Genomic DNA, 16,715 nt, shown 5'->3' with positions numbered 1-16,715 from the left:
ATAAATTGCCTTTTCAAGTGTGACAATACTTTTTGCCTATAAGGTATTTATTCCATTTTAAGCTTTTAAATAATCAAGCACAGCTACACCGACTGATTTTGCAGCTATCAGTAGTGCACTTTCATCGATATTAAATTTGGGATGATGATGAGGATAAACTTCACCATTTACGGGTGCTGCTCCAACATAAATAAATGCGGATGGCCGTTCTTTTGCGTAATACGCAAAATCTTCACTAGAAGGCTGTGGCTCTGTTAACTCTATAGGGATATCCTGCAAGTGAGTTCTAATACTTCTGGCTACCGCTTCAGTGAGTTCTGGATCATTGTATAGTGCAGGATAATCATCCAAGTAATCTAAATGACACTGCACACCGTACATGACTTCTAGTCCATATGTAATCCTTTTAATTTCTTCTTCTATTTTTTTCTTCGTATTATCTGTCAGTCCTCTGACATCGCCTTGTATCAATACACTATCCTTGATGACATTAAACTGTCCTTGTCCTTCGAACGAGCCAATGGTCACAACCCCCGTTTCAAACGGACTCAATCTTCTTGATACAATTGTTTGTAACGCATTAACATAGTAACTTGCAGCAACAATCGCATCATTCGCTGTATGTGGCGAAGAGCCATGGCCGCCACGCCCTTGAATTGTGAGTTTAAAGGCTGCACTGCCTGTTTGTGTATACCCTGGACGATAATATACTTTACCCGCTTCTAAATCTGAAATGACGTGTAGGCCAATCATATGGTCTATCTCATCAAGTATATTGTCTTTAATCATCGCTAACGCACCACCAGGCGGAACTTCTTCTGCTGGTTGATGAATAATAATTATTCTGCCTTTCAGTGTGTCTTTAATTTCATACAATGTTTCTGCTAGTACTAATAAATATGCCGTATGGGCATCGTGGCCACATGCATGCATTACGCCGGGATTATTCGAAGCGAAAGGCAGCCCAGTTTCTTCTTGAATGGCGAGTGCATCAAAGTCTGCCCGAATACCAATCGTTCGTCCCGGAATTCCACTATCAATCGTTACCTTTATACCTAAACCACCAATATTTGTTTCAACTGAAACATCCATATCTTCATAAAAATTCGTAATATATTCCGCTGTATTATATTCTTTATATGAAAGTTCTGGATTTTCGTGCAAGTATCTCCTGATTTCTATCATCCTTTGTTCTTTATGTTCGAGCTTCTCAATTAAACGCGTATGCACGATACTCTCTCCTTCATTCACGATATTACACCATTACTTGCCAATAACTTTTTCAGGATAAACGACAAGTTCTAAATCTTTTCCGTCATCCATAATTAACTGACCTTCTCCAATCAAGTTATCCGACTTTGGTCCTAAATATGATTTGATAATATGGTTGTTAAATTTAAACTCATCAAGTACAGGTTTCATATCCGGACTAAATCTTATACCATTTTTTCGTACATCTGCTTTATACCCTTCACCCTCTGGTATTAAATAAATAAATGTTCTATAAGTCGCATCACTTCTTTCACCAGAAAATGAACTTAAAATGACGAGTGGGAGTTCCTTCTCCTCTACAACAATGCTTGTAGTAGCACTGGAAGCAATTTGTTTGTTGTCTAATTGAGCAAGATGACGAGTCAATTCATCGGTATCTTTATAATGCTTACCTTCAATTTTCTTAATATCTGCTTTACTCAATTCAGGGTATTGATAATTCCATTGCCACAATAGTATAATCGCTGCTGTGATTACAATTAGGGTTATAAAACTTATTAGCTTTTTTTGGTTGTTCATATGCATCCACTCCTTTAACATTAGTTTACACTATCATTCCCTTATTTTAGAAATATATTTTAAATCATATTATTATACGTAATATTATAAATGCGTTATGCTTTTAATATTAAAAAATTGTGGAGGTTTATAATGATTAGACATGCAACTCAGAATGACTTACCGAAAATATTGGACATTTATAATCATGCCATTTTAAATACAACAGCAATATATACTTATGAAAAAACGAGTTTGCTGGAACGTAAACAATGGTTAATGGAAAAAGAAAAGCAAGGGTATCCAGTGTTTATCTTTGAAATTGATGGTCGTGTAGCTGGTTTTGCTACTTATGGTCCTTTCAGAAACTTTGCAGCTTATCAATTTACCGTAGAACACTCTGTATATGTCTCACCTTATTTCAGACATATGGGTATCGGAGAAAAACTGCTGAGTCATATTATCGATAGTGCACGCAGCGAAGGTTACAAGACAATGGTAGCAGGTATCGATTCAGAAAATAAAGGTAGCATTTATCTACACAAAAAATTTAATTTTAAATATACAGGCACTTTAAAGGACGTTGGTTATAAGTTTAATAAATGGCTTGATCTTGATTTCTATCAGTTACTCTTGAAATAAATAATAAATAATAAAGGAGTTTCACATGAAACAAATCCATGCATATGATGAATTACAATCCTTTTTACAAAACAACGAAAAGGCACTTGTATACGTCATGACTACTGGTTGTTCAGTATGTCATGCAGATTATCCAAAAGTTAAGGCTATTGCAACAGATATAAATATACCATCTGTATATCTACTCGCAGACGAAGTTCCAGAAGCTGCGGGCCAGCTCAGTTTATTTTCTTCACCTGTCGTCATTTTATTTAATCATGAGAAAGAGTACCATCGACAAGCTCGTATTATCGATTTTGATATGCTAAAGCTACGTATCAATCAACTACTTCAAGAATATTAATTACCTTCACTCCATCTATCATTGAACCTGAACGATGCAGAAATAATATTTTCTGCATCGCTCAGGTTATTTAATAGCGGATATGCCCTTCTTATAATCGTACTCTATTCTACCTGGAACGCCACTTCTATACTATCGTCTACAAAAGAATGTCTGATACTATCTGCAAATGGGTTATCAAGTGGTGTGCCTACATAAATATGCACTTTATTCTCACCTATTTTTATACTGTCCTTAATCGGTTGCATCCCATCATATGTTTTTATTCTAATATCAGCAAGCTCTAGTTTATACTTCCCATTTTCCGGTACAACAAAAGCAAACCCTGAGTATGTCTGCTTATTTTCTTTGTATGAAACTTGTATAACATAAAATGGTGTCTTCCATTTTTTATTCGGCGTATAGATTGCGGATACAAGATCATCACTTTTAATCACATCGTTCACCAATGCCTTTTGCGCTTCTTCCATAGAATTGTAGGTGCCTTTTTCTATCGCCTTAATTTCTTTCGTCTTCACTTCATGTTGCGCTGTATCCTGCGGTAATTTCTGCCATACAATCAGTGAAAATAAAATAATTGCTAGTAAACATCCAAACACCAATACTTTCTGGTGGTTATTCATATAGATTCCCCCTAACATTTAACATCTCTTAATACAATTATATCGAAAAACAAGAGATAAAGTAAGCGTTTTCAAATATGTTTGAGGAATAAAAATTTGTATGTAGTATTATATATTTAAAATATGGGTAAACATATTAAAAATAACAAGCAGGTGACTTTATGGATAACGCTACTTTTATCGTTGATACAATTGAACGCTATGCAACTACAACACGAGGTGCTAAAAGAGCACATGCTAAAGGAAACCAATATATAGGGAAACTACAGTTAAATGAGATGGGAAAACGGATATTCAATTTAGACGATACACAATTAGATGTGATTGTCAGACTTTCAGACGCACCTCCCAATAGAAATGTACCTTCTAATCTAGTACCACTTAAAGGACTTGCGTTGCATATTAAACAGGCACATATTAATCTTGTGATGGTAACATTTCCGTACTTCCCCTGGACAAAAGAGGTCTCTATAGTGAAAATCGCTCAATACATACATGCCATTCATAAAAGTGAAAGTAAATTATTGAAAATTAATTTATTAAGACATTTATTAAAAATTGAAGATTTCAATAAACATCTTATGAAGTTTATTCTTAATCAACCGATCAAGACAACTATGAATCAAACATTTCATAACTTACATTATTTTAAATACAATGAACAATTTATAAGATTTCATGCACGTAAGAAGTACAATCAAATAACATTATATGCCGAAATTTATGATGAGATTAAACCGATTTCAGAATTACGGAAAGACGCTGTTATTGAAGAAATTGCTCATATTGAACTTACATCCGAAACAAGCGAAACATATACTACGTTCGACCCGTTGCAAACTGGATCACTGGATGCTGTCTATGACGAAATATTAAATTTACGTTCAGAGATGTATAAAATATCAAATCAACATAGAAACGAAGAAGGCATAACCTTAGAATAAAATATTTTAAAAATTCAAATTATAGTTTGACAATTTTTAAAATGCGTTATATTATACTAATTAACAATTTCATATGCTTATCCAGAGCGGTGGAGGGACTGGCCCTATGAAACCCGGCAACCTATTAATTTAGGTGCTAATTCCAGCAGGTATATCCTGAAAGATAAGGTATTTTATGAGTCTATCTTTTAGGTAGACTCTTTTTTTATATTAATTTACGAGGAGGTCATCATATGACAAATTCATTCCATTTTGAAACCATTCAGGTTCACGCTGGCCATTCAGTTGATAGTGCATCTCATTCACGTGCTGTGCCTATCTACCAAACTTCTTCTTTCGTGTTTGATGACACGGAGCATGCTGCTAATTTATTCGGTTTGAAAGAAGCAGGTAATATTTATTCAAGATTGACTAATCCTACAAACGCAGTCTTAGAAGAACGTGTTGCCCAGCTTGAAGGAGGCGTTGCTGCTGTGGCAGTATCTTCAGGCATGGCCGCAATTACGTATGCAATCTTAGCACTTGCATCAAGTGGAGATCATATCGTTTCATCTGCATCACTATATGGCGGGACACATACATTATTCAGTCACACTTTACCGAAATATGGTATTGAGGTTGATATCGTAGACACTTCAAATATCGACAATATTAGAAATGCTATTAAAGGTAATACTAAAGCTGTCTTTATTGAAACGATTGGTAATCCTGAAGGTAATATCGAAGACTTCGAACAACTGTCAGCCATCGCAAAGTCAGCAGATATTCCACTGATTGTAGATAACACATTTGCTTCCCCTTATTTATTCCGTCCAATTGAACACGGTGCTCATATCGTTGTGCATTCAGCCACTAAATTTATTGGTGGACATGGTAATTCTATCGGCGGAATTATAATAGATGGTGGGAACTTTAATTGGGATAACGGCAAATTTGAAGGGCTTTCTGCACCTGATGCATCATATCATAACTTAGTATTTACAGAAGCCTTTAAAGACGCTGCATATGCTGCTAAAATTCGTACTACATTATTACGAGATACTGGCGCATCACTTTCACCATTTAATGCTTTCTTACTAATCCAAGGACTTGAAACACTTTCCTTACGCGTAGAAAGACATGTAGAAAATGCTCAGAAAGTAGCAGAGTATCTTGAATCACATCCAAAAGTTGCATGGGTGAAATATGCCGGATTATCTTCAAGCAAATACTTTAACTTAAAACAAAAGTATTTACCTAATGGTGCTGGATCTATTTTTACATTTGGTGTTACTGGAGGTTATGAAGCTGGTAAGAAGTTCATTGAATCACTAGAATTATTTTCATTGCTTGCAAATGTCGGCGATGCTAAATCACTAGTAATACACCCTGCAAGTACCACGCATGCACAATTGACTGACAGCGAGCAACTTGAAGCTGGTGTTCGACCAGAAACCATCCGTTTATCTATCGGGATTGAGCATGTTGATGATATTATAGCTGATTTAGAGAAAGGACTCTCTGCAATATAATATGACAGTACGTCTTCTCATCATCAATCTCATGCCAGATAAACAAGCAACAGAACAACACTTTAAAAGAATAACAGATGCATTAAGTTTTGATATTAAGACTGAATATCTCTATCTGACTTCACACCATTACAAAAATACGAGCATCTCCTACTTAAAGCAACATTATAAGTGTTTGAACGATATTAAGGATACTGATTATGACGCCATGATTATTACTGGTGCAGCGCTAGAGCATCTGGAATTTAATGAAGTTACCTATATTGATGAACTCAATAAAATTATGGAATGGTCCAAAGAACATATAAAAAAAAGGATTTTCATTTGCTGGGCAGCACAGTATGCCCTCTATAAGAACTACGGTATCAAACCTATAAAAAATGATAAAAAGTTGTCGGGAATATATCTTTATAACATTAATCCATCCCATCCCCTTTATAAAGATAGAACATACTATTATTCACCTCAGTCTAGGTACATGCAAATTAACCCCGAAATAAAAGCAATTAATGATCTGAGCTTAATATCGTATAAAGGAAATGATATCGACATAATAACGAATAAAAAACATACTGATTATTACTTTGCCGGACATTTAGAATACAATCAATATACATTAGCTAAAGAATATGAACGCGATTTAAAAATAAATAGTGATACCCCTATCCCTGAAAATTATTTTATAGATGACTCTAGCACACCTTTAGAAGCAAGATGGTATAGTAGTGCTGAAGAAATCTATGAATTTATTCTAAAAAAAGAATAAACGTCAAATTCACATCATTTGTCTTTTATCATACAGATAGCCATTAGCCGTCCTTTTATTTTCAGAATATTGTGATATATTAAAAACAATAACATATTTAGGAGATGGTGATATGGATATTAAAAACGTAACCGTCGCCGGAGCAGGCGTCTTAGGTAGCCAAATTGCTTTTCAAGCTGCATTCTTTGGATTTAAGGTCACGTTGTATGATATAAATGATGAGGCTGTTAAAGCAGGACGAGAGAAATTACAGAAATTAGTACCAATATATGCTGATTATTTCAATAATGAAAAACTGGCACAGGAGACCTTGAATAAAATTAAAATTACATCTGACCTAGAGGCATCTCTTAAAGATTCAGATTTAATGATTGAAGCAATTCCTGAATTATTCAATATTAAAGTAGATTTCTACAAATCTGTGGCTAATCTTGCACCAGAAAAGACTATTTTTGCAACGAATTCATCTACAATGATGCCAAGTCAATTCAGAGAAGATACAGGAAGAGAAGAAAAATTCCTCGCGCTGCATTTCGCTAATGAAGTGTGGAAAAATAATACGGGTGAAGTTATGGGACATGATAGAACTCATGAACAGTATGTTCAGGATGTCCTAACTTTCGCTGCTGAAATAGGCATGATTCCAATACATGTAAAAAAAGAACAGCCTGGATACGTATTAAATTCTCTGCTTGTACCATTACTACAGGCTGCAGAACAATTATACGCTCATGGTATTGCAGATATCGAAACGATTGATCGTACTTGGATGGCAGCAACCGGCGCTCCTCTAGGACCATTTGCTATTTTAGATGTCGTAGGTTTAAATACCGCTTATAATATTGCTACTGCTTCTGCTAGTGCAAATCCAGCTATGCATGCAGTTGCTGAAATGCTAAAAAAAGAATACGTCGACAAAGGGAATTTAGGTACTTCAACTGGAGAAGGATTTTACAAATATCCTAATCCTAGTTATAGAGAAGAAAACTTTGTTAAAAAAACTATGAAAAAAAGAGATAAGGGTGATGCGTAATCCCCTTATCTCTCTTTTTATATAAACCATCTGCAGTTATAACCATAGTTATGAAATGAATACCATATAATATGAAACTACATTTTAATTTGTTAAGATAAAGGTAAATAAAAGTTACGGAGGGGATCATATATGAAAGTATTAGTAGCAGGTGAAATTCCAGAAAAAGGCTTAGCCTTTTTAAAAGAGCATTTTGAAGTTGAATTGTTTGAAGGAGATAAACTCATCACAAAAGAAGAGCTCATTGATCGTATTAAAGATAAAGATGCACTCGTAAGTCTATTATCTACAAATGTTGATAAAGCAGTGATTGATGCAGCACCCAATCTTCAAATCATCGCTAACTACGGTGCAGGATTTAATAATATTGAATATGAGTACGCACGTGAAAAAGGCATTGATGTTACCAATACACCAAAAGCTTCAACAAATGCGACAGCCGATTTAACTATGGCTCTACTCTTAGCAAGTGCGCGTCGTGTTGTTGAAGGAGATAATTTATGCCGTACAACTGGTTTTAATGGCTGGGCACCTCTGTTCTTTCGTGGCCGAGAAGTATCCGGAAAAACATTAGGAATTATCGGGTTAGGTGAAATCGGACTAGCTGTAGCAAGACGTGCGAAAGGTTTTGACATGAACATTTTATATGCGGGTCCAAATCGCCATGAAGAACGCGAAAAAGGAATTGATGCAACATACGTTTCTTTAGAAGAACTACTTAAGCAATCTGATTTTATTACAATCAACGCTGCATATAATCCTTCTATGAAACATATGATCGATAAAGAACAGCTTGAAATGATGAAGCCTACTGCATATTTAATTAATGCTTCTCGTGGTCCCGTCGTACATGAAGCAGCTTTAGCAGATGCTTTAGAAGACAAAGTAATTGAAGGTGCCGCACTTGATGTCTTTGAATTTGAACCTGAAATCAACGACAAGCTCAAAACATTAGATAACGTTGTGATTACACCACATATTGGCAATGCAACATTTGAAGCACGTGATATGATGGCTGATATCGTAACACAAAATATCTTTAAAAAGCTTAATGACAAGACACCTGAATATATTATCAACTAACAGACCTATAATATTCGTATTACACCTTAAAAACGTGCAGTTCAGTAAAACTTTACTTACTGTACGTTCTTTAATTTTCATAATTATAAGAGGCAACACTTTCTACCAATTGTTATTATCTATTTAATAATAAATTCATCGTTCTAGTTGCATTTATCTTTTTTGTACATTATAATAATTATTAAGAAATAATTATTATAATTTGGGAGGTAACTATGGAAGATAACAACAAAAAATTACGTGGTTTATTTGGTGCACCTGTTGGAGATAGAGAAAATTCAATGACTGCAGGTCCTCGTGGTCCATTACTAATGCAAGATATCTACTTCTTGGAACAAATGGCGCACTTTGACCGTGAAGTCATTCCTGAAAGAAGAATGCATGCCAAAGGCTCCGGTGCATTCGGGACTTTTACGGTTACACATGACATTACACAATATACAAGTGCTAAGATTTTCTCAGAAATCGGTAAACAAACTGAAATGTTTGCACGTTTTTCTACTGTAGCTGGTGAACGTGGAGCAGCAGATGCTGAACGCGATATTAGAGGATTTGCCCTTAAATTTTATACAGAAGATGGAAACTGGGATTTAGTAGGTAACAATACACCTGTATTCTTCTTCCGTGACCCTAAATTATTCGCAAGTTTAAATCACGTTGTGAAGCGCGATCCAAAGACTAATATGCATAACCCTGAAAGTAACTGGGATTTCTGGACTTCACTTCCTGAAGCGTTACATCAAGTAACAATTCTAATGAGTGACCGTGGTATTCCAAATGGCTTCCGACACATGCACGGGTTTGGTTCTCATACATACAGCATGTATAATGACGCCGGTGAACGCGTATGGGTGAAATTCCACTTTAGAACTGAACAAGGCATTGAGAACTTAACTTCAGATGAAGCAGATGCTATTATTGCAAGCGATAGAGAATCAAGTCAGCGCGACTTATTCAATGCAATTGAAGAAGGTAATTTCCCAAAATGGAAAATGTATATTCAAGTCATGACAGATGAACAAGCAAAAAACCATAAAGATAATCCATTCGACTTAACAAAAGTATGGTACAAAGGTGAGTATCCATTAATTCCAGTAGGAGAATTCGAATTAAATCGTAATCCAGAAAACTACTTTGCTGAAGTGGAACAAGCTGCATTTGCACCTACTAATATTATACCTGGACTTGACTTCTCTCCTGACAAGATGTTACAAGGGCGTTTATTCTCATATGGAGATACGCAACGTTATCGTCTAGGGGTTAATCACTTCCAGATACCAGTGAACCAACCAAAAGGCCTAACAGGAGGGGGATGCCCATTCTCTCGTGATGGACAAATGCGTGTCGATGGTAATTTAGGAGGTCATACTAACTACTATCCAAATCAGTATGGTGATCACCAAGATGATGCACGTTATAAAAAACCTGCATTAGAACTTGATGGTGCAGCTTACGAATGGAACTTCCGTGAAGATGATAATAATTATTTTGAACAGCCAGGACGTCTGTTCAACCTATTATCACCTGAAGAACAACAGCGTTTATTCGAAAATACTGCAAATGAAATGGCGCCAGTTTCAGAACATATTAAACATCGTCACATCAGACATTGTTATAAAGCAGATCCGTTATACGGACAAGGTGTTGCTCAAGCAATGGGCATTAATATTAACGATGTAGATTTAGACGCTGAAGATAAATAATCATTAATTTAAATCCACATAATGGAGATTGTAATGAAAAGATTCATAACAATGATATTTGTAATCATAATTTTAAGTACTGGTCTATATACGTTGTTAAACAAACATGAACTGGCTAATAAATTTGACGAGATTACTCTTTCCCTCTTGCCAGATCCAATGGCTTTAAATACTTACACGGATGGACAATGTACTGCCTATGCATTCGATAAAGTGAAAGAGAATGAAACAATGATTGAACGTGACTGGCATGACGCAAAATATTGGGCTGATGCAGCACAAAAAGATGGTTATCTCGTCAACAAAACACCTAAAGAAGGTTCCATATTACAATCTTCAAGAGGGTCATTGGGCCATGTTGCATATATTGAGCATGTATATAAAAATGGTAATTTTAAGATATCAGAAATGAATTACTCAGAGCCTTTCAAAATTACGAGTAGAATATTAACTCCACAAGATGTGACACGTTATAATATTATTCATCCTAAAGTTAATCCTAAACAAAAAGAAGCTTCCTAAATTTAGGAAGCTTCTTTTTTATGCATATTTCATTTCCAACTGATGAATCAAATGCGTAATTAAGTCATTTGTAGGTGTTTCAATACCGAGCTCATCACCATATTTAGCAATCTGTCCGTTTAAATAATCAATTTCAGTCAGACGTTTATTCGTATAATCTTGGTGCATCGACGGATGATGTAATCCCTGCGCTTCATTAGGATAAGTAGCCTCAATCTTCGCTAGCAACGTTTCAAATACAACGTTCGTACCACGTGCATTTGCCACTGCAACAAGTTCTTTTAATATTGGCGTTAACATTTCACGTGCATCTTCATATTCACCAAACTCTCCAATCGTTTTATCAAGGATTGTACATAAAGGATTCAGCACACTATTCACTGCTACTTTAGACCATATTGAGAAGAATACATCGTCACTAATCTTAGCATTTAATCCTGCGTTATCTAATACTTGCACAATCCTTTCAGTACGTTCATCAGGCTGTCCGTCTGAACGTTGACATTCTATACCACCTTTCCCTTCAAGCAACAATTGACCAGGTCCTCTAAGCCCTGCTGTCCACATTGTTACTGCTAAGAAAATTTGAGACTTTGGAACATACTTCGATAAGTAATCTGCATGTCCTAATCCATTCATCATTGAAAGAATTGCAGTGCTTTCAGTAATTGCTCCAATATCTTTTAATGCCTTTAACATATCTTCTGCATACATTGCTTTCGTTAATAATATAATTAAATCAAATTTTTCTTTAACTTCTTCCGGTTGCATAGCTCGTATTTCAAGCGTATATGTTTCAGTTTCTGTTTGAATTTCCATACCATTTTTGTTGATTTCATCGATGTGATCTTGCCAACGATCAATCAACACCACGTCTTCATCGTTTTGCTTTAAATAAGCTCCAATTCTACCACCCATTGCACCTGCTCCGGCGATTGCGATTTTATACATACGAATTCCTCCTTAAATATCTTGCTATTCTTCGTTCTGATACCAAAAGTCTATCTATCTTTTCATTTTAAATATCTCACTTAGAGGATTGTACTTCCCGTCTATCATATCTAGTAGCAACTTGCTACCAAAAGATGAATACACAGTCCCATTTCCTCCGTAACCATATAGACCATAAACTTCAGCATTATCTTCTAGCTTGCCGATAAACGGTTTCCCATCTTTTGTTTCACCAAAGCGTGCTCCATATGCATAATCCATCTCTACTTCTATATTAGAAAACAACTTATTAAATGCTTTTATTAATTGTTTCCCTCTTTTGTCAATATGTCGCTTTGATGGAATTTTATCTGTAGACTCATCTAGACCGCCAATCAACACTCTATTTCCTGGGACATGTCTTATATATAGATATGGTCTGGTAGATTCCCAGATCATCACTTTATCTTTCCAGAAATTATTATGAATCGGTTTTGTTACTACAGCATAACTGGCTACAAATGTTTCTCTATGAATATATTTTTTTGTTATCTTATTTTTAGCATAGCCCGTTGTCATTATTAGATGTTTTGCCAATACTTTTCGGTCCGCAAGTTTACATTCAATAATATCATCATATGCTTTATAAGAAGTAAGTTCACAATGCTCAATACAATGGAGATTGTAATGTGTATGTGCATATTTAACGAGTTCATTAACAAATATATATGGATTAATCTCAGCATCTTCACGAGTTATCAGTGCGTTATGCTTATTTATTCCATATTCTGATTTCAACCGTTCATCTGCCACATATTCCGCCGGAAAACCATAGCGTTTCAATGCATTGTATTCATCTATAATCGTTTGTCGATGTTTTTTCTTAGATGCATAGAATAAACTATCCCTTTGTATAAAATTAACATCCGGATGCAGTAACTTTGAAATCTCTCCGATGTCTTGTAAACCTTCTTTACTCGCTTTATAAAAATGATAAGCTTCTAATACTCCAAAATCCTCAACACATTCATGCAGCAGTTTATCACTCATATATTGCATTAATCCTGTATTTGCAGCACTACTACCGCTACCTATTTCGTGTTGTTCAACAATAAGCGTGCGATATCCTGCTTTCGAGAAACGGTAAGCACAAAGTGCACCACTCATCCCTCCACCGATAATCACAACATCATATTCCGCTTCTAAACTATCATTATAATCTTCTTTCACATATGTATGGGGCCAATACAAATTTCCGTTATGCATATCGATTACCTCTTTCCATGTAGTTATGATAATATTTAGTTCATAATTTATGATATTCCCAATTTTATAAGTCAAATGCAAAACGACAACATCGATAGTGAGTTAGCGGTTGTTAATGATTAATAATTTAAAAGTGAGATGATTAAACTCCGCTACGCTTTATTAGAATAATAATCTAGAAAGTATTGACTGCTCTCATCTATCTTCAGGTTTTCTTTGTATTATTAAATGTTTATTGGGTCTCACAGAGTAATACCAATTTCGACATAACAGATAGATGATAATAAGTTCTATGACATCTCCTCCATAGTACATAATCATCGCTCCTTTTTCTGCATCTATCTTCTCGACGCCAACAGGAGGATAAGGATAAAACGACTTAGATAATATCTGATGTAACGCAATAGATACGATGAGTACAATAGATCTCAACTTAAATGAATATCTATGCATCATCGGTTCGAAAGCAAGAATCACACTTGTAAAAAGATAGCCTGCTAAAAATATATGAAGATGTACCAGATAATAAACTAACATCGATTCATGCATAAGAGAAAATAATGGGGTACGATAGAGCACCCATAATCCGCCTATATTAAGTATAAGCGCAGTCACTGGATGTGATATAAAAGAAACGTATCTAGATTGCATCAAACGCGACACTTTTCTACTAAAGTTAACAGAACTCGTCTTTAATAACAGCGTAACTGGTCTGCTAAGTACAAGTAATAGTGGTGAAAGCATCCCAAGCAATAAATGACCGTACATATGATAATCAAAGCGATGGTGCATCATTGAAGCAAATGGTTCTACCATAACACTCGCTCCAAAAATAAGACCAGCTATCCATAATAAAAGTCTGTGTAATGGCCAGCTTCGATCTTTTAAGTACATATTGCTATACCAAAGCGCAAGGATTAATCCAATTACAATAAAAGTAGCACTATTATGCTGCATGTATGATGTCTCTTTTTCTTGAAAGTAAATATCCGATTAAAATCATGAGACCCCCTGTAATCAACCAGACAATGTCATATGTAATTACATTATCTACATACCTTATTTGATGCATTCTTAATACTTTATGATTAATAATTCCATCATATACTTGAAATGATCCCATACCCATTAATGCTCTACCTAGCCAATAACGCCAGTTAACCTTTACTTTTCTGCGTGCATCAGACAGTAAGAATAAACCGAATATTATAAAGAAGCCGCACATTGCATTAAGTATTCCATCTGAAATCAAGCCAACTTTATTTGTCATCTTGTCATAAAAATGATGCCACTGCAAGAACTGATGAAAAATAATCTCATCAATAAATCCAGCCAGCCCGATACCGAACATAAAACCTGACCAGCGATATGATTTTATCTGTTTATCTACCATAAAAACCCTCCTTTATATTCTTCTTTCACATACCCTCTTAAACAAGAGTTAATGAAAAAAAGATAATAAGTCAGAAATTTTATTTATCTTCAATTATTAAAGAAATACGGAATTGAATGATTTCTATCTTTCATAATTTTAAAACACCTTACAGATTTCCTGTAAGGTGTTTCACGTGAAATATTAAGCCTCTGTGATGGACTTCTTCCCTCTTGCTAAATAAACGATACATCCAATCACAAATCCGATTACTGCCGGCAATACCCATCCCATCCCGATCGATGAGAGGGGCAAATAGTGATCTCCAAAGTTCACGATTCCTTTGGCGAATGCTGTATTCGCAATAAACTCAGGACTTGCTTTTAAACCATCCACAAACGCTGCAATCATCGTAAAGTACGTTGTAAATTGATAAACTGTACGTGAATGATTAAAATACTTACTGAATAACGTCAGTAAAATAAGCGTGATCGCTAATGGATATAAAAACATTAATACTGGTATAGAATATGTAATTATCTTTGTTAATCCCACATTAGCAATGACGAATGAAACGATACTCACAACTGTTGCAAACATTAAATAGTTACGTTTCGGGAATAATTCTGTAAATGTTTCTGAGAATGCTGTAATTAATCCAATTGCTGTCTTTAAACAAGCTACAATAATGATTAATGATAATAAAATAATACCGTAATCACCTAAGTAGTAATGTGCAATTTGAGCTAATGCAATCCCACCGTTTTCACTCACTTTAAACTGGCCTAAACTCATCGTTCCCATGAGGGCAAGCAATGTATAGATTAGTCCCATAAGTATAATACTGATAAATCCGGATTTCACCGTTTCTTTCGCGATATGCGCAGGGTTTGTAATCCCTAATTTCTTAATTGTCGTTACAATAATAATACCAAACGCAAGTGAAGCGAGCGCGTCTAATGTGTTGTAGCCATCGATAAAACCTTTAAGTACGGCGTTGGATTGATAGTCGGCCTGTACAGGCGCGCTTCCAATGCTTCCCATCGGTTTAATAAATGCAAGTAACATTAAAATCCCTAAAAGAAATAAAAAGACAGGATTTAAGAATTTACCGATATAATCCAATATTTTAGAAGGTTTACGTGAGAACATCCATGCAACTAAAAAGAATAATAAACTAAAAATAAATAAAAACAATTTTCCGTTTTGTTCTGTCACGTATGAAGAAAAACCAATTTCAAAGGATGTTGTGGCAAGTCTTGGCAATGCAAATAACGGTCCGATCACTAAATATAGAAGGATCGTGAATATGTATGCATATGAACGGTTAACTCGACTTGAAATATCAAATACACCATTTGTTTTAGATATACCAATGGCGATTATACCTAAGAATGGTAAACCAATCGCGGTAATGAGAAATCCTAAGTTTGTAAGCCATACATTGCTACCTGCTGTTTGACCGAAATGAATCGGGAAAATTAAATTTCCAGCCCCGAAGAACAGTCCAAACAGCATTGATCCGATAAACATATTTTCTTTAAATGTTAATTTCGTTTTAGCGTTAATAATCATACACTCCTTCATTGTGAATTTAGTTTTTAATTATATCACTTTAAAGTATGTTTGAGTATATGAATTTTCTGATTAATTAAAAAAGTATATTTACTTTTTCCTTTTATATTGTATAATATTACATCTAGGTGCAATTGTATCGTTCTCCCATTTTAATTCAAGGAGTCGTTTATAAGCTTCATATACTTCATCACCATATAATTTATCATCACCATATACGTAAATCGGCGGTAGTGGTGATGGACTAAACTTAGTTTCATACTGCACTATCTGGTTTTCTAAAACCTTCAAGTCTTCCCTAAAGTTTTGAGAACGTTTTCCACCTCTTCTTAGATGCTCTTTATCCATTGCTTCAAGCATTTTGAACGTGTCCATAATATATGGTTGTCCTTCATTATAGACATGCTTTACTATTGGATGATGCAAGTATCTGGTGTTTCCTTCAATAAGTTTCATCTCTGCGAGACACACTCTAATAATTTGATATAGTTCAAGCACTTGCTTTGATAACCGTCTATTATCTAAATATCGTGCACTTATTTCATGCTCTGGATGTACTCTAAAGATCTGCATAATAATACTCCTTAATTTTTATTTACTTTATCATACCTTATTTGTATCAAATCCATAAA

18 protein-coding genes and 1 riboswitch are annotated in these 16,715 nt (G+C 35.0%); of the genes, 9 read left to right on the top strand and 9 right to left on the bottom strand.

All coding sequences use genetic code 11. The features are described from left to right. Positions 1–57: 57 nt before the first annotated feature. Together QA539_RS00435 and QA539_RS00430 are read right to left on the bottom strand one after the other, a co-directional pair. The gene (locus tag QA539_RS00435) at positions 58–1,230 is read right to left on the bottom strand and encodes an amidohydrolase (RefSeq protein ID WP_419895578.1); all 1,173 of its coding nucleotides are present in this window, start codon (positions 1,228–1,230) and stop codon (positions 58–60) included. A 33-nt stretch (positions 1,231–1,263) separates the two neighbouring features. Further along, a complete protein-coding gene (locus tag QA539_RS00430; protein ID WP_419895243.1) occupies positions 1,264–1,791 on the bottom strand; it encodes a hypothetical protein in 528 nt (175 codons plus the stop codon). 132 nt (positions 1,792–1,923) lie between these two features. Here QA539_RS00430 and QA539_RS00425 point away from each other — a divergent pair, with 132 nt between their 5' ends. Both QA539_RS00425 and QA539_RS00420 read left to right on the top strand, forming a co-directional pair. Further along, on the top strand, positions 1,924–2,412 hold the full coding sequence (locus tag QA539_RS00425) for a GNAT family N-acetyltransferase (RefSeq protein WP_219493497.1): 489 nt from the start codon (positions 1,924–1,926) through the stop codon (positions 2,410–2,412). A gap of 25 nt (positions 2,413–2,437) precedes the next feature. Further along, a complete protein-coding gene (locus QA539_RS00420; RefSeq protein ID WP_101141651.1) occupies positions 2,438–2,755 on the top strand; it encodes a thioredoxin family protein in 318 nt (105 codons plus the stop codon). 104 nt (positions 2,756–2,859) lie between these two features. Here QA539_RS00420 and QA539_RS00415 read toward each other — a convergent pair whose 3' ends face one another. Then, positions 2,860–3,378, bottom strand: coding sequence for a hypothetical protein (locus tag QA539_RS00415; protein ID WP_219493495.1), 519 nt, complete (start codon positions 3,376–3,378; stop codon positions 2,860–2,862). A gap of 161 nt (positions 3,379–3,539) precedes the next feature. On the opposite strand from QA539_RS00415, the gene QA539_RS00410 reads away from it, so the two are divergent. The 7 genes from QA539_RS00410 (at position 3,540) to QA539_RS00380 (ending at position 10,940) form a co-directional block, all read left to right on the top strand. Continuing rightward, positions 3,540–4,322 carry a hypothetical protein gene (locus QA539_RS00410; RefSeq protein ID WP_101040405.1) on the top strand — a complete coding sequence of 261 codons (783 nt, stop codon included), beginning with the start codon at positions 3,540–3,542 and terminating at the stop codon, positions 4,320–4,322. A gap of 74 nt (positions 4,323–4,396) precedes the next feature. Continuing rightward, positions 4,397–4,492: riboswitch (SAM riboswitch) on the top strand. Positions 4,493–4,555: 63 nt separating this feature from the next. Continuing rightward, a complete protein-coding gene (locus QA539_RS00405) occupies positions 4,556–5,833 on the top strand; it encodes an O-acetylhomoserine aminocarboxypropyltransferase/cysteine synthase family protein (RefSeq protein WP_419895242.1) in 1,278 nt (425 codons plus the stop codon). Between the two features lies 1 nt (position 5,834). Beyond that, positions 5,835–6,599, top strand: coding sequence for a homoserine O-acetyltransferase/O-succinyltransferase family protein (locus tag QA539_RS00400; protein WP_419895241.1), 765 nt, complete (start codon positions 5,835–5,837; stop codon positions 6,597–6,599). Between the two features lie 112 nt (positions 6,600–6,711). Beyond that, entirely contained in the window at positions 6,712–7,632 is a 921-nt protein-coding gene (locus QA539_RS00395) for a 3-hydroxyacyl-CoA dehydrogenase (protein ID WP_419895240.1), read from the top strand. A 132-nt stretch (positions 7,633–7,764) separates the two neighbouring features. Next, positions 7,765–8,715, top strand: coding sequence for a 2-hydroxyacid dehydrogenase family protein (locus QA539_RS00390; RefSeq protein ID WP_419895239.1), 951 nt, complete (start codon positions 7,765–7,767; stop codon positions 8,713–8,715). Between the two features lie 215 nt (positions 8,716–8,930). Then, positions 8,931–10,418: a catalase gene (locus tag QA539_RS00385; protein ID WP_419895238.1), complete on the top strand. Its 1,488-nt coding sequence runs from the start codon at positions 8,931–8,933 to the stop codon at positions 10,416–10,418. Between the two features lie 33 nt (positions 10,419–10,451). Beyond that, positions 10,452–10,940 (top strand): CHAP domain-containing protein, encoded by a 489-nt coding sequence (locus QA539_RS00380; protein WP_419895237.1) that lies wholly within the window; start codon positions 10,452–10,454, stop codon positions 10,938–10,940. Positions 10,941–10,958: 18 nt separating this feature from the next. Here QA539_RS00380 and QA539_RS00375 read toward each other — a convergent pair whose 3' ends face one another. The 6 genes from QA539_RS00375 to QA539_RS00350 all read right to left on the bottom strand — a co-directional run bounded on the left by QA539_RS00375 (position 10,959) and on the right by QA539_RS00350 (position 16,656). Then, on the bottom strand, positions 10,959–11,891 hold the full coding sequence (locus QA539_RS00375) for a ketopantoate reductase family protein (RefSeq protein WP_419895236.1): 933 nt from the start codon (positions 11,889–11,891) through the stop codon (positions 10,959–10,961). A 54-nt stretch (positions 11,892–11,945) separates the two neighbouring features. Further along, entirely contained in the window at positions 11,946–13,136 is a 1,191-nt protein-coding gene (locus tag QA539_RS00370) for an NAD(P)/FAD-dependent oxidoreductase (RefSeq protein ID WP_419895235.1), read from the bottom strand. A gap of 195 nt (positions 13,137–13,331) precedes the next feature. Continuing rightward, positions 13,332–14,030 (bottom strand): cytochrome c oxidase assembly protein, encoded by a 699-nt coding sequence (locus QA539_RS00365; RefSeq protein WP_257886439.1) that lies wholly within the window; start codon positions 14,028–14,030, stop codon positions 13,332–13,334. A 52-nt stretch (positions 14,031–14,082) separates the two neighbouring features. Further along, complete coding sequence (locus tag QA539_RS00360) at positions 14,083–14,529, bottom strand: DUF2243 domain-containing protein (RefSeq protein WP_144781554.1); 447 nt, start codon at positions 14,527–14,529, stop codon at positions 14,083–14,085. 183 nt (positions 14,530–14,712) lie between these two features. Continuing rightward, on the bottom strand, positions 14,713–16,083 hold the full coding sequence (gene brnQ, locus QA539_RS00355; RefSeq protein WP_219493472.1) for a branched-chain amino acid transport system II carrier protein: 1,371 nt from the start codon (positions 16,081–16,083) through the stop codon (positions 14,713–14,715). 90 nt (positions 16,084–16,173) lie between these two features. Beyond that, entirely contained in the window at positions 16,174–16,656 is a 483-nt protein-coding gene (locus QA539_RS00350; protein WP_219493469.1) for a pyrimidine dimer DNA glycosylase/endonuclease V, read from the bottom strand. Between the last annotated feature and the right edge of the window lie 59 nt (positions 16,657–16,715).

Source organism: Macrococcus psychrotolerans, assembly GCF_038095555.1.
GTDB classification, from domain to species: Bacteria; Bacillota; Bacilli; order Staphylococcales; family Staphylococcaceae; genus Macrococcoides; species Macrococcoides psychrotolerans.
The sequence above is the reverse complement of the archived record's forward strand: the minus strand, read 5'-3'. Positions and strand labels throughout refer to the sequence as shown.